Source organism: Burkholderia sp. MSMB617WGS, from assembly GCF_001532025.2.
GTDB lineage: Bacteria > Pseudomonadota > Gammaproteobacteria > Burkholderiales > Burkholderiaceae > Burkholderia > Burkholderia savannae.
This window is the reverse complement of sequence record NZ_CP013457.1, coordinates 2656826-2670987: the sequence shown is the minus strand read 5'-3', so window position 1 is coordinate 2670987 and position 14162 is coordinate 2656826. Positions and strand designations below refer to the sequence as shown.

At 66.8% G+C, this 14162-nt stretch carries 11 protein-coding genes; 9 read left to right on the top strand and 2 right to left on the bottom strand.

Features of this window, described 5'->3' with window-relative positions; genetic code table 11:
• Positions 1–93: 93 nt before the first annotated feature.
• Positions 94–1323, top strand: coding sequence for an MFS transporter (locus WT60_RS13145; protein WP_038749748.1), 1230 nt, complete (start codon positions 94–96; stop codon positions 1321–1323).
• 146 nt (positions 1324–1469) lie between these two features.
• Here the strand turns inward: WT60_RS13145 and WT60_RS13140 are convergent, their stop codons facing one another.
• A complete protein-coding gene (locus WT60_RS13140; protein ID WP_060356447.1) occupies positions 1470–2612 on the bottom strand; it encodes a DUF6670 family protein in 1143 nt (380 codons plus the stop codon).
• Positions 2613–2840: 228 nt separating this feature from the next.
• Between WT60_RS13140 and WT60_RS13135 the strand changes: the two genes are divergently transcribed.
• The 6 genes from WT60_RS13135 (at position 2841) to WT60_RS13110 (ending at position 10528) form a co-directional block, all read left to right on the top strand.
• Positions 2841–3863 (top strand): AraC family transcriptional regulator, encoded by a 1023-nt coding sequence (locus WT60_RS13135; protein ID WP_059647112.1) that lies wholly within the window; start codon positions 2841–2843, stop codon positions 3861–3863.
• 407 nt (positions 3864–4270) lie between these two features.
• The gene (gene carA / locus WT60_RS13130; RefSeq protein ID WP_059580952.1) at positions 4271–5416 is read left to right on the top strand and encodes a glutamine-hydrolyzing carbamoyl-phosphate synthase small subunit; all 1146 of its coding nucleotides are present in this window, start codon (positions 4271–4273) and stop codon (positions 5414–5416) included.
• Positions 5417–5447: 31 nt separating this feature from the next.
• A complete protein-coding gene (gene leuE / locus WT60_RS13125) occupies positions 5448–6113 on the top strand; it encodes a leucine efflux protein LeuE (RefSeq protein ID WP_059580949.1) in 666 nt (221 codons plus the stop codon).
• A 51-nt stretch (positions 6114–6164) separates the two neighbouring features.
• Positions 6165–9431, top strand: a complete 3267-nt coding sequence (carB, locus tag WT60_RS13120) for a carbamoyl-phosphate synthase large subunit (RefSeq protein ID WP_059580944.1) — start codon at positions 6165–6167, stop codon at positions 9429–9431.
• Between the two features lie 117 nt (positions 9432–9548).
• Positions 9549–10025 (top strand): transcription elongation factor GreA, encoded by a 477-nt coding sequence (gene greA, locus WT60_RS13115; protein WP_038749766.1) that lies wholly within the window; start codon positions 9549–9551, stop codon positions 10023–10025.
• Positions 10025–10528, top strand: coding sequence for a DUF4149 domain-containing protein (locus WT60_RS13110; RefSeq protein ID WP_059647116.1), 504 nt, complete (start codon positions 10025–10027; stop codon positions 10526–10528). Before greA ends, WT60_RS13110 begins: the two co-directional genes overlap by 1 nt.
• 92 nt (positions 10529–10620) lie before the next feature.
• Here the strand turns inward: WT60_RS13110 and WT60_RS13105 are convergent, their stop codons facing one another.
• Positions 10621–11166: a YhbY family RNA-binding protein gene (locus WT60_RS13105; RefSeq protein ID WP_038749772.1), complete on the bottom strand. Its 546-nt coding sequence runs from the start codon at positions 11164–11166 to the stop codon at positions 10621–10623.
• A 193-nt stretch (positions 11167–11359) separates the two neighbouring features.
• Here WT60_RS13105 and WT60_RS13100 point away from each other — a divergent pair, with 193 nt between their 5' ends.
• Both WT60_RS13100 and ftsH read left to right on the top strand, forming a co-directional pair.
• Positions 11360–12022 carry an RlmE family RNA methyltransferase gene (locus WT60_RS13100; protein ID WP_059580940.1) on the top strand — a complete coding sequence of 221 codons (663 nt, stop codon included), beginning with the start codon at positions 11360–11362 and terminating at the stop codon, positions 12020–12022.
• A 167-nt stretch (positions 12023–12189) separates the two neighbouring features.
• Positions 12190–14076: an ATP-dependent zinc metalloprotease FtsH gene (ftsH, locus tag WT60_RS13095; RefSeq protein WP_038749778.1), complete on the top strand. Its 1887-nt coding sequence runs from the start codon at positions 12190–12192 to the stop codon at positions 14074–14076.
• The last annotated feature ends 86 nt before the right edge of the window (positions 14077–14162 follow it).

Here is a 14162-nt window from a genome sequence, read left to right as displayed (position 1 = left end):
CATCGCGCAACGCCGTCACCCGGGTGACGGCGTTTTCGTTTGTGCGCGCCGCGCCGTGGGTCCGCCGGCCGGCCGCTTCACCGGTGAAGTGTGATGTCCGTTGTGCAATTTCGCGTGTTCGCGCTGTTCGCGATCGGCTATTTCGTTTCATACGTGTTTCGCGGCGTGAATCTCGGCTTCGCGCCGCTCATCACGCGCGACCTCGGCTTGTCCGCTGCCGACCTCGGCCTGCTGACGAGCCTCTATTTCCTCGGCTTCGCCTGCGCGCAGATTCCGGCCGGCGTGCTGCTCGACCGCTACGGTCCGCGCCGCGTGAGCGCCGTGCTGCTGCTCGTCGCGGCGGCGGGCGCGTGGGTGTTCGGCGCCGCGCACGACATCGGCACGATGATGGCCGGGCGTCTTTTGATCGGCGTCGGCGTGTCGGTGTGCCTCGGCGGCGCGTTCAAGGCGCTCGCGCAGCACTTCCCGGTCGCGCGGCTGCCGCTCCTGAACGGCTTCGTGATGGCGGTGGGCGGCCTGGGCGGCGTTGCGGTCGGCTCGCCGCTCGAATGGCTGCTCGGCTTCGCCGGCTGGCGCGCGGTGTGCGCGGGGCTCGGCGCGTTCACGGTGGCGGTGGCGGCCGCATTGTGGGCGTTCGCGCCCGACGCGCGACAGAGCCGCCACGATACGAGTGTCGTCGAGCAATTCGCCGGCACGTGGCGAATCGTCACGAACCGCACCTTCTGGAAGATCGCGTCGTTCTCGGTCGTCACGCAGGGCGTGTTCTATGCGATGCAGTCGCTGTGGGTCGGCGCGTATCTGCGCGACGTGAGCGGCTTCGCGCCGCGCGATGCGGCCGCGCTCGTGTCGGTGCTCGGTTTCGCGATGATGGCGGGCTGCGTCGGTTTCGGCGCGGCGGCGCGCGGACTCGAGCGGCGCGGCGTGTCCCTCTACGCGTTCTGCGGCTTCGGAATGGCGCTCTTCGTCGCGACCCAGGTCGCGATCATGCTGCGCGCGCCGCTGCCCGCCGCCGTGCTGTGGGCCGCGTACGGGGTGTTCGGCGGCGTCGGCATCCTGAGCTATGCGGTGCTCGCCGAGTATTTTCCCGTGCATCTGATCGGCCGCGCGAACACGACGCTCACGCTCGTCATCTTCGTGCTGATCTTCGGCTTCCAGGTCGGGGTGGGCGCGGTGCTGTCGCATTGGCCGACGCATGCGGGGCATTATCCGGCGGCCGCACATCTGAGCGCCTGGAGCGTGCTCGTCGCGCTGCAGATCGCGAGCGCGGTGTGGTACGTGCTGCCCGACCGCGCGCTCGACAAGCCGGCCCGGCACGCGGGCTGATGCGCGTGCCGCCTGCTGCGGGCCAAGCAGTGGGCATGGACCGCGCTACGCGTTGCCATTGCCGGCGCGGTTCGCCGCGTGACATACCGCATTGGCGAATGCGATGCCGCGGGCGGTCGCGCACCGTTGCCGGCGCGCGGAGCGCTTCAACTGCGCCGATCGACGTACTCGATGTACCCGCGCCCGCCCGCAGGGCGGCCGTCGCGCTCGCCTTCCCATCGATAGCCGCCGACATAGCCGGTGCCGATGCCGAACAGCATCGGCGTGTCGACCGTCGCGTCGATGGCGAACAGATTGCGGCCATGCCGGTCGCGCACGCGCCACGTGAACGTCTCGGGCAGTCTCATCTCGTTGCCGTCCGGCGCGACGGCCGGCCGCGCCTGCGCGCTCAGCACGCGGAAATGGACATCGGCGTCGAGCCGGTGTGCGCATTGGCCGACGACGCGCAGATACGCGCTCGTCAGCGCCGAATGGCCGTCGACCTGAATGTGCGCGAGCAGCAACTGCGTGTCGGCGTCGAGGTCGATCACCTGATAGCTGAACACGTTCCACGGCAGCTTCGCGGCTTTCGGGAGGAAGCGGTTGTAGAGCAGGTACGGCGACGTGCCGCGCGCGTATTCGTAGGTGCAGAGGCCCGACACGTCGATCGCTGTGCCGCCGTGCTCGATCGTGCCCCGATAGCGGGTGACGAGCGCGATGTGTTCGTAGAAGCGGCCTTTCGCGAACCATGTAACGTCGCCTGTCGCGGTGAGCGCCAGATCGACCGCGAAGCCGTCGCGGCGGCTTTTGAGCCGGAACTCCGGGTAGCGGCCGCTCAGTTCCAGGTCGCCGCCGAGGCGCAGCAGGCTGCCGTCGGCGTGCCACTCGGTGTCACGCGGTATCGAGTAGTGCGTGAAATGGCGATCGACGGCGGCCGCCGTGCCGTGCACGAGCGTCGCGGTTTGCAGCGGGCCGTCGCCCGGCGCGGCCGCGAAGTCGGTGTCGAACACGCGCATGCCGGCGCTGCCGAGGATGATCGCGGTGGCCATGAATTGATGCGGCGCGGGCAGGTCCGGAATCATGATCCCGTAATGCACGAGGCCGAATCGGCGTGCGCCGCCGTCCGGCGCGAAGGTCATCGGCACGGGCAGTCCGTGCTGCACGGATGGTTCGACCGGCCGCAGAATCTGCGTGGCGACTTTGGTGAACAGATAGCCGCGCAATCCTCGCCAGCCGCGGTGGCGATGTTTGCTGTCGATGAGCGGCAGGGCGGGGGTGGTGCCCGGGGGCGGGGCGAGGGGGGTGCTCATGTCGTCTCCTGTTTGTCGCGCGAGCACGGCGTTGGGTGCGCGTGTGTGGCGAAGCGCCAGCGGCTTCGCAGTCGTCGAATATGTCGCCGATGCGATGGCCGCGTACTCGGCCTCGCGACCGTGGCCGGCGAGCGGCGATCGCCGGTGATTGGGCGTGCGGGAAAGATCGCATTGAGCGTTACATTGTGCAATGGCATATTGGGCGCATTCCGAACACTTGAGGCCATCTTGACCGTCAAGCTCGCCCACTGGGATTTCGTCCGGCCTGTCGGGACGACGCGCGTGCTCGTCGACGTGGGAGTCGAGCAGGGGATGGCCGTCGACCGGTGCCTGGGCGGCAGCGGCATCCCCTTCGATCTGCTCGACAAGCTGGACGCCGCAGTCGCCGCCACGCAGGAACTGTGCATCATCCGCAATCTGATGCGGCTGCTGGGGCCGGACTTTCCGCTCGGCATCGAGATCGGCCGGCGCTATCACGCGACCGCCTACGGTGTCTGGGGGTTCGCGCTCATGAGCAGCGCGACGTTCGGCGAAGCCGTGTCGGTCGGCTTGCGCTACCTTCAATTGACGTCGACCTTCTGCGACATCCGGCCGACCGTGCGCGGCGAGGATGCGACACTCGTGATCGGCGATCGCGACCTGCCCGGCGACGTGCGCGACGTGCTGGTCGAAATCACGGCGGCCGCGCTGATCACGCTGCAATTCGATCTCGATGCGACGAACTTGCCGGTCAAGCGGCTTGCGCTCAAGATGGAGGCGCCGCCGTACGCGGACCGCTTCCGGGCGCTGTTCGGCGTGTCGCCCGAGTTTGGCGCGGCGGAAAACGCGTTGTCAGTCGACGCGCGCTGCCTGAATCTGAAGCTGCCGCAGCGCAACGCGCTGACGCGGCGGCAATGTGAAGACGAATGCCGGCGCGTGCTCGAGCGGCGTCGTCGACGCGAGGGATGGGCGGGGCGCGTGCGCTGGCGTCTCGCGGGCGATCCGGCGCGCGGCCCGACGATGGACGTGCTCGCGGCCGAGTTCGGCGTGAGCGTGCGCACGTTGCGGCGGCGGCTCGCGGACGAGGGGACGGATTACGAGGCGGTTGTCGACGAGGTTCGCGAAACGCTCGCCGAGGAATTGCTCGTGACCACGACGCTCACCGTCGCGGAAGTGTCGGAGCGGCTCGGCTATTCGGAGCCGTCCGCGTTCGCGCGCGCGTTTCGGCGCTGGAAAGGGGTGCCGCCGAACGAATTCCGGCGGTCCGTGTGAAGGCATGCCGCGTGCGCGCCGCGGCGGTGCGCGGCCGATGGCCGGAATCGGCGGCGTTGCGGCCGATGTCGGCGCGGCCGTGGTTTCGGCGCACAGCCGCCCCGGCGGGCGCGAGCCCGCACGAAATGCGCCGATCGATTGAAGATAAGGCCAATTTCACGCTATAATTTGAAAGTTTGTGCTAATCAACCTCGCACCCTAGCGCCTACCTCCTTCATCCCGTTCGTCCGCCGCACGCCGCTTGACGCAGGCGATGCCGCGAAACCCGCGCCCGCGCGCGCCGTTTCGCGCTCGACCGCAAGCCCGCGCGCGCAAGCGCCCACGCGCGCCGTGATGCGTCACGCGGCCCGCGAGCGCGCGGCAGGATAGACAGGTCGGCGGCAAGGGTGTCCCCCAAGGAGCCCCCCGTGTTGCCGTCTTTTTCTCCCGCATTGCTCGCACTCGCCGACGGCACGGTCTTTCGTGGTTATTCGATCGGCGCGGCCGGCCATACGATCGGCGAAGTCGTGTTCAACACCGCGATCACCGGCTATCAGGAAATCCTCACTGATCCGAGCTATGCGCGCCAGATCGTCACGCTGACCTATCCGCACATCGGCAACGTCGGCGTGAACGCCGAGGACGTCGAGGCGACGAAAGTCCATGCCGCCGGCCTCATCGTGCGCGATCTGCCCGCGCTCGCGTCGAACTTCCGGATGGAGCGCACGCTCGGCGATTACCTGCGCGACGAGGGTGTCGTCGCGATCGCGGGCATCGACACCCGCAAGCTGACCCGCATCCTGCGCGACAAGGGCGCGCAGAACGGCTGCATCCTGACGGGCTCCGACGACGAGGCGAAGGCGATCGCGCTCGCGCGCTCGTTCCCGGGCCTGGCCGGCATGGATCTCGCGAAGGTCGTGTCGACGGCGAAGCCGTTCGAATGGAAGCAGACCGAATGGCGCCTCGGCAGCGGCTACGGGATGCAGGAGACGCCGCGCTACCGCGTCGTCGCGTACGACTTCGGCGTGAAGTACAACATCCTGCGCATGCTTGCCGAGCGCGGCTGCCACGTGACGGTGCTGCCCGCGCAGGCGAGCGCGGCCGATGCGCTCGCGCTCAACCCGGACGGCATTTTCCTGTCGAACGGCCCCGGCGATCCGCAGCCGTGCGATTACGCGATCGCCGCGACGAAGGAATTCATCGAGCGCGGCGTGCCGACCTTCGGCATCTGCCTCGGCCACCAGATCATGGGCCTCGCGGTCGGCGCGAAGACGCTCAAGATGAAGACGGGCCACCACGGCGCGAACCATCCGGTGAAGGATCTCGGGAACGGCCGCGTCGTGATCACGTCGCAGAACCACGGCTTCGCGGTCGACGCCGATTCGCTGCCCGCGAACGCGCGCGCGACGCACGTGTCGCTGTTCGACGGCACGCTGCAGGGCTTCGAGCTGACCGACAAGCCCGCGTTCTGCTTTCAGGGCCACCCGGAAGCGTCGCCCGGCCCGCATGACATCGGCTATCTGTTTGACCGCTTCACCGCGCTGATGGACGCGGCGAAGACGCGCAGCGCCTGAGCCCATCGCATCGATCACGGAGTCTCGCATCATGTTCGGCCACGCACTCGGTATCACGGATCTCTGGACCTACGTGTTCGGAGTAGTGTTCATCATTCTGCTGCCGGGGCCGAACTCGATGTACGTGCTGTCGCTCGCCGCGCAGCGCGGCGTGAAAACCGGCTACCGCGCCGCGTGCGGCGTGTTTCTCGGCGACGCCGTGCTGATGGTGCTGTCGGCCGCGGGCGTCGCGTCGCTGCTGAAGGCGAACCCGCTGCTGTTCTCGGTCGTCAAGTACGGCGGCGCCGCGTACCTGCTGTACATCGGCGCCGGCATGCTGCGCGGCGCGTGGCGCAAGCTCGCCCGGCCCGCCGACGCCGACGCCGGTGCCGACGTGCAGCGCGCGGTCGACGGCGAGCGGCCGTTTCGCAAGGCGCTCGTCGTGAGCCTTCTGAATCCGAAGGCGATCCTGTTCTTCATCTCGTTCTTCATCCAGTTCGTCGATCCGACTTACGCGCATCCGGCGCTGTCGTTCGTCGTGCTGGGCGCGATCGCGCAGCTCGCGAGCTTCCTGTATCTGAGCACGCTGATCTTCACGGGCGCGCGTCTCGCCGATCATTTCCGCCGCCGCCGCAAGCTCGCGGCGGGCGCGTCGGGCGGCGTGGGCGGCCTGTTCGTCGGCTTTTCCGTGAAGCTCGCGCTCGCGACGATGAGCTGAGCGCCGCCCGTCGTTCGCGCATCAACGATTATTTTTTGAATCCCAAGAGCCATGCCAAAACGCACAGACATCAACAGCATCCTCATCATCGGCGCCGGCCCGATCATCATCGGCCAGGCGTGCGAGTTCGACTATTCGGGCGCGCAGGCATGCAAGGCGTTGCGTGAGGAGGGCTACAAGGTCATCCTCGTCAACAGCAATCCGGCGACGATCATGACCGATCCGAACACGGCGGACGTCACGTACATCGAGCCGATCACGTGGGAAGTCGTCGAGCGCATCATCGCGAAGGAGCGCCCGGACGCGATCCTGCCGACGATGGGCGGCCAGACCGCGCTCAACTGCGCGCTCGACCTGCATCACCACGGCGTGCTCGAGAAGTACGCGGTCGAATTGATCGGCGCGTCGCCCGCGGCGATCGACAAGGCCGAGGACCGCCAGAAGTTCAAGGACGCGATGACGAAAATCGGCCTCGGCTCGGCGAAGTCCGGCATCGCGCACTCGATGGAAGAGGCGCTCAAGGTGCACGCGGACATCGCGGTGGCCACGGGCGGCAGCGGCTATCCGGCCGTGATCCGTCCGTCGTTCACGCTCGGCGGCTCGGGCGGCGGCATCGCGTACAACCGCGAGGAATTCGAGGAGATCTGCAAGCGCGGCCTCGACCTGTCGCCCACGCGCGAGCTGCTGATCGAAGAGTCGCTGCTCGGCTGGAAGGAATACGAAATGGAAGTCGTGCGCGACCGCGCCGACAACTGCATCATCGTCTGCTCGATCGAGAACCTCGACCCGATGGGCGTGCACACCGGCGACTCGATCACGGTTGCGCCCGCGCAGACGCTCACCGACAAGGAATACCAGATCCTGCGCAACGCATCGCTCGCGGTGCTGCGCGAGATCGGCGTCGACACGGGCGGCTCGAACGTGCAGTTCGCGATCAATCCGAAGGACGGCCGCATGGTCGTCATCGAAATGAACCCGCGCGTGTCGCGTTCGTCGGCGCTCGCATCGAAGGCGACGGGCTTTCCGATCGCGAAGGTCGCGGCGAAGCTCGCGGTCGGCTACACGCTCGACGAGCTGAAGAACGAAATCACGGGCGGCCAGACGCCGGCGTCGTTCGAGCCGACGATCGACTACGTCGTCACGAAGATCCCGCGCTTCGCGTTCGAGAAGTTCCGCGAAGCGGATTCGCGGCTGACGACGCAGATGAAGTCGGTCGGCGAGGTGATGGCGATCGGCCGCACGTTCCAGGAGTCGTTCCAGAAGGCGCTGCGCGGCCTCGAGGTCGGCGTCGACGGCCTCGACGAGAAGACGACGAGCCGCGACGAGATCATCCGCGAGATCGGCGAGCCGGGTCCGGACCGGATCTGGTACGTGGGCGACGCGTTCCGCGTCGGCATGTCGCGCGAGCAGATCTTCGAGGAGACGGCGATCGATCCGTGGTTCCTCGCGCAGATCGAGCAGATCGTGCTGAAGGAGAAGGCGCTCGCCGGCCGCACGCTCGCGAGCCTGACGAAGAACGAGCTGCACTACCTGAAGCAGGGCGGCTTCTCCGACCGCCGCCTCGCGAAGCTGCTCGGCGCGACGCCGCAAGACGTCCGCAAGCGCCGTCTCGAGCTGAACGTGCGCCCGGTCTACAAGCGCGTCGACACCTGCGCGGCCGAGTTCGCGACGAAGACGGCCTACATGTACTCGACCTACGAGGAAGAGTGCGAGGCGCAGCCGACCACGAACAAGAAGATCATGGTGCTGGGCGGCGGCCCGAACCGGATCGGCCAGGGCATCGAGTTCGATTACTGCTGCGTGCACGCGGCGCTCGCGATGCGCGAGGACGGTTATGAAACGATCATGGTCAACTGCAATCCGGAAACGGTGTCGACCGACTACGACACGTCCGATCGCCTGTACTTCGAGCCGCTCACGCTCGAGGACGTGCTCGAGATCGTCGACAAGGAAAAGCCGGTCGGCGTGATCGTCCAGTACGGCGGCCAGACGCCGCTGAAGCTCGCGCTCGATCTCGAGGCGCACGGCGTGCCGATCATCGGCACGTCGCCGGACATGATCGACGCGGCCGAAGATCGCGAGCGCTTCCAGAAGCTGCTGCAGGATCTCGGCCTGCGCCAGCCGCCGAACCGCACCGCGCGCGCCGAGGGCGAAGCGCTCGCGCTCGCCGACGAGATCGGCTATCCGCTCGTCGTGCGGCCGTCGTACGTGCTCGGCGGCCGCGCGATGGAAATCGTCCACGAGCCGCGCGACCTCGAGCGCTACATGCGCGAGGCGGTGAAGGTGTCGAACGATTCGCCGGTGCTGCTCGACCGCTTCCTGAACGACGCGATCGAATGCGACGTCGACTGCATCTGCGACGGCGACGCCGTGTTCATCGGCGGCGTGATGGAGCACATCGAGCAGGCGGGCGTCCACTCGGGCGACTCGGCATGCTCGCTGCCGCCGTACTCGCTGTCGAAGGAAACCGTGGCCGAGCTGAAGCGCCAGACGGGTGCGATGGCGAAGGCGCTGAACGTGGTCGGGCTGATGAACGTGCAGTTCGCGATCCAGCAGGTGCCCGCCGACGCGAATTCGGCGGACGGCTCGAAGCAGGACATCATCTACGTGCTCGAAGTGAACCCGCGCGCATCGCGCACGGTGCCGTACGTGTCGAAGGCGACGAGCCTGCCGCTCGCGAAGATCGCGGCGCGCGCGATGGTCGGCCAGAAGCTCGCGCAGCAGGGCGTGACGAAGGAAGTGGAGCCGCCGTACTTCAGCGTGAAGGAAGCGGTGTTCCCGTTCATCAAGTTCCCGACCGTCGATCCGGTGCTCGGGCCCGAGATGCGTTCGACGGGCGAAGTGATGGGCGTCGGCACGACGTTCGGCGAAGCGCTCTTCAAGTCGCAGCTCGCGGCGGGCTCGCGCCTGCCGGAGTCGGGCACGGTGCTGCTGACCGTGATGGATGCGGACAAGCCGAAGGCGGTCGAGGTCGCGAAGATGCTGCACGACCTCGGCTATCCGCTCGTCGCGACGCGCGGCACGGCCGCCGCGATCGAGTCGGCGGGTGTGCCGGTGAAGGTCGTGAACAAGGTGAAGGACGGCCGTCCGCACATCGTCGACATGATCAAGAACGGCGAGATCGCGCTCGTGTTCACGACGGTCGACGAGACGCGCGCGGCGATCGCCGATTCGCGTTCGATCCGGATGAGCGCGCAGGCGCACAAGGTCACGTATTACACGACGATGTCCGGCGCGCGCGCGGCAGTGGAGGGCCTGCGCTATCTGAAGAACTTGGAAGTCTATGATTTACAAGGCCTGCACGCTCGCCTAAACTAAGCCTCCAGTTACCTGTCGAAGCAATACGTGCCGCGATTAAGCGGCGTTTCCGATGTTTCGGAAATGCGCTTAATCGCGGTGATTTTTTTTATAGCCGTTTTAGCTATTGAGTCGTTTATGAGCACCATTCCGTTGACGAAGCGTGGCGCAGATCAACTGCGCGATGAACTGCAGCGCCTGAAGTCGGTCGAGCGGCCGGCCGTCATCAACGCGATCGCAGAAGCGCGCGCGCAGGGTGACTTGTCCGAGAACGCCGAGTACGACGCCGCAAAAGAAAAGCAGGGCTTCATCGAGGGACGTATCGCCGAAATCGAGTCGAAGCTGTCGGCCGCGCAGATCATCGATCCGACCGCGCTGGATGCCGACGGCCGTGTGGTGTTCGCGGCGACGGTCGAGCTCGAGGATCTCGAATCGGGCAATACCGTCAAGTACCAGATCGTCGGCGACGACGAGGCCGATCTCGATCACGGCCTGATCTCGGTCAGCTCGCCGATCGCGCGCGCGCTGATCGGCAAGTCCGAAGGCGACGTCGCGGCGGTTCAGGCGCCGAGCGGCGTGCGCGAGTACGAAATCATCTCGGTGCTGTACATCTGATGTCCGGTTCCGCGGCGCCGCACCGGCTGTTTCGCCTGCTGGCGACGATCTGGGTCGGCAGTCTGCTGACGATCGGCTATGCGGTGGCGCCGGTGCTGTTCGCGACGCTCGATCGGGCGACGGCGGGTTCCGTCGCCGCGCGCCTGTTCAACATCGAGGCGACGATCGGCGCGGTGTGCGGCGTGCTGCTGATCGGCTTGTCGAATCTGCTCGTGCGGCGCGGCCACGATTCTTACCGCCGGCTGCGCTGGCTGCTGGCCGCGATGCTCGGCTGCGTGCTGGTCGGCTATTTCGCGTTGCAGCCGTTCATGAACGCGCTGCGCGTCGCGGCGCTCGAGGCGGGCACCGACGTCGGCCATTCCGCGTACGCGGGGCGCTTCGCGCTCCTGCATGGCGTGTCGAGCCTCTTTTATCTCGTCGAGAGCCTCGTCGGCGTGTGGCTGATCTGGCGGCTGCCGGGGCACGGCGGCTCGAGCCCGCTTGGCGGCGCGCGGCGCGCATAGCCGGCGCATATCATCCGGCGCGGCGCACGCGCGCGCTGGAAGCGCGGGCTTGCCCGGCCGGCGATCCGGCCGTGTGGCAAGCCCGAAGGCGATTACTTCTCGTTCTGATGCTGGCGCTTCGCGCTCGACTGGCGTTTTTTCGCGCGCTTGACGTTGCCGCCCGCGGTCACGCGTTCGTTGCCGAGCACGCGCACTTTCTCCGGCTTCGGCCGGCGGACGGCGGGCGCGTTCGGCGATTGCTTCACCACCTTGACGACGCGCGGCGCGCGGCCCTTCGCGTCAGCCGACGGCGCGGCGCCCGCGCGGGCGGCCTCGCGCGCGCTCGGCACGCCGCGGCGCCCGCGCGGCGGCGCCTCTTCGGCCTGCTCGGGCTTCCAGATCACGAGCAGCTTGCCGATGTGCTGGATCGGCGCGGCATTCAGGCGGTCGCAGATTTCGTCGTAGATCGCGACGCGCTCGTCGCGCTCGTCGCCGAATACGCGGATCTTGATCAGCTGGTGCGCGGCGAGGTGGACTTTGATCTCGGCGAGCACGGCATTGGTAAGCCCTTCTGCGCCGATCAGCACGACGGGCTTGAGCGCATGGGCTTCGGAACGCAGCGCGGAGCGCTCGGCGGGGGAAAGCGAAAGGGCGGGCATCGGAATGAGGAATTCGAATCAAATTGACGGCGGGCGAGCCGGGAAGAGCGGCAAAGCTTTTCCGCGGCGGCGCGCCGAAACCACGTAAAATCGCGGCTTGGGCCCGTCGGGGCCGAAAGCCGCGCCAATAAGTCCCGTATTATCCGCCAAAAGTGCGGCTTCACGAAGCAATCGGCAGCAATCTCTCCATCGCATGGCAAAGAACCGCTTTAACCAATCCTGGTTGCATGACCACATCAACGACCCGTACGTCAAAATGGCGCAGCGGGAGGGCTATCGCGCGCGCGCCGCGTACAAGCTGAAGGAAATCGACGAGCAGGACAAGCTGATCCGTCCGGGCCAGGTGATCGTCGACCTGGGCGCCGCGCCGGGGAGCTGGAGCCAGTACGCGCGCAACAAGCTTGCGCGGGGCTTGCGGCGCGACGCGGTGCGTGAGGGCGGGATCGACGGCACGATCATCGCGCTCGACATGCTGCCGATGGAGCCCATCGCCGACGTCCATTTCATCCAGGGTGACTTCCGCGAGGAGGACGTGCTGCACCAATTGGAGGAAGTCCTCGCCGGGCGCCCGGTCGACCTTGTAATTTCCGACATGGCCCCCAACCTGTCCGGCGTGGCGGTCGCGGATGCGGCGCGGATCGAGCATGTCTGCGATCTGGCGCTCGAATTTGCGCAAAACCATCTGAAACCGGATGGGGCCCTTTTGGTGAAGTGCTTCCACGGCAGCGGCTACAGCCAGATTGTCGAGAAATTCAAGCACCAATTTAAAACGGTGGCGCCGCGCAAGCCAAAAGCTTCCCGCGACAAATCGTCCGAAACGTTTATTTTGGGTCGGCATCTGAAGCAACCGCGCTGAAGGTGGCATGGCGCGGCAGGATGCGCCGGAGCCCTTGCCAGTCGTGCCGCGCGCCTATCGGCGCGGTAGCGAATCCTTATGGCGAGGGGCTGCGGACTGGATTAGAATGCCTGAGGAGCGCCGCAAGGCAAATGTAGGCGCTCGTCTATGAGTGAAGGAGTGGTGCTTTGAACAACAATATGTTTTCGAAGGCAGCAGTGTGGCTCGTGATCGCACTGGTGCTGTTTACGGTGTTCAAGCAGTTCGACAAGCCCCGCGTCCAGGAAGGCGTCTCCTATTCGCAGTTCATGGATGACGCGAAGAACGGCAAGATCAAGAACGTCGTCGTGCAGGGGCGCAACCTCACCGTCACTCCCGCGGATGGTCAGAAATATCAGATCGTGTCGCCGGGCGACATCTGGATGGTCGGCGATCTGATGAAGTACGGCGTGCAGGTCAGCGGCAAGGCCGACGACGAGCCGAACGCGCTCGTCTCCGCGCTCTACTACCTCGGTCCCACGCTGCTCATCATCGTGTTCTGGTTCTACATGATGAGACAGATGCAGGGCGGCGGTAAGGGCGGGGCCTTCTCGTTCGGCAAATCCCGCGCGCGGCTGATCGACGAGAACAACAACGCGGTCAACTTCTCCGACGTCGCCGGCTGCGACGAAGCGAAGGAGGAAGTGTCCGAGCTCGTCGATTTCCTGCGCGATCCCCAGAAATTCCAGAAGCTCGGCGGCCGCATCCCGCGCGGCGTGCTGCTCGTCGGGCCTCCCGGCACCGGTAAGACGCTGCTCGCACGCGCGATCGCGGGCGAGGCGAAGGTGCCGTTCTTCAGCATCTCGGGCTCGGACTTCGTCGAAATGTTCGTCGGCGTCGGCGCGGCCCGCGTGCGCGACATGTTCGAACAGGCGAAGAAGCATGCGCCGTGCATCGTGTTCATCGACGAAATCGACGCGGTCGGCCGTCACCGCGGCGCCGGCATGGGCGGCGGCAACGACGAGCGTGAGCAGACGCTGAACCAGATGCTCGTCGAGATGGACGGCTTCGAGGCGAACTCGGGCGTGATCGTGATCGCCGCGACCAACCGCTCCGACGTGCTCGACAAGGCGCTGCTGCGTCCGGGCCGTTTCGACCGCCAGGTCTACGTCGGCCTGCCGGACATCCGCGGCCGCGAGCAGATCATGCGCGTGCACCTGCGCAAGGTGCCGATCGCGAACGACGTCGACGCGGCGGTCATCGCGCGCGGCACGCCGGGCTTCTCGGGTGCCGATCTCGCGAACCTCGTCAACGAGGCCGCGCTGTTCGCGGCGCGCCGCGGCAAGCGGATCGTCGAGATGCAGGATTTCGAGGACGCGAAGGACAAGATCTTCATGGGGCCGGAGCGCAAGTCGGCCGTGATCCGCGAGGAAGCGAAGCGTGCGACCGCGTACCACGAGTCGGGCCACGCGGTGATCGCGAAGCTGCTGCCGAAGGCCGATCCGGTCCACAAGGTCACGATCATCCCGCGCGGCCGTGCGCTGGGCGTCACGTGGCAACTGCCGGAGCATGACAACGAGACGTATTCGAAGGACTACCTGCTCGATCGCCTCGCGATCCTGTTCGGCGGCCGGGTGGCGGAAGAGCTGTTCCTGAACCTCGTCAGCACCGGCGCGTCGGACGACTTCAACAAGGCGACGCAGACCGCGCGCGCGATGGTGGCCCGCTTCGGGATGACCGACGCGCTCGGGCCGATGGTCTACGTCGACGACGAGAATGACGGCGGCCCGTTCGGCCGAGGCTTCACGCGCACGATTTCGGAAGCGACGCAGCAGAAGGTCGACGCGGAAATCCGCCGCGTGCTCGACGAACAGTACGGCCTCGCGCGCCGTCTGCTCGATGAGAATCGCGACAAGGTCGAGGCGATGACGGCTGCGCTGATGGAGTGGGAAACGATCGACGCCGATCAGATCAACGACATCATGGAAGGGCGTCCGCCGCGCTCGCCGAAGAGCGCGCCGCCGGCCGGCGATCCTTCGTCGGGCGGTTCGTCCGGCGCCGAAGTCAAGCCGGGCAACGCCACCGCGCCGGCATAAACGATCGCGGATTTCGTTCACGGGCTGGTGCGGCTGTCACACCGGCCCGTTTTGCTTTCTTGCCTGACGCATTTCATCGCTTCCCA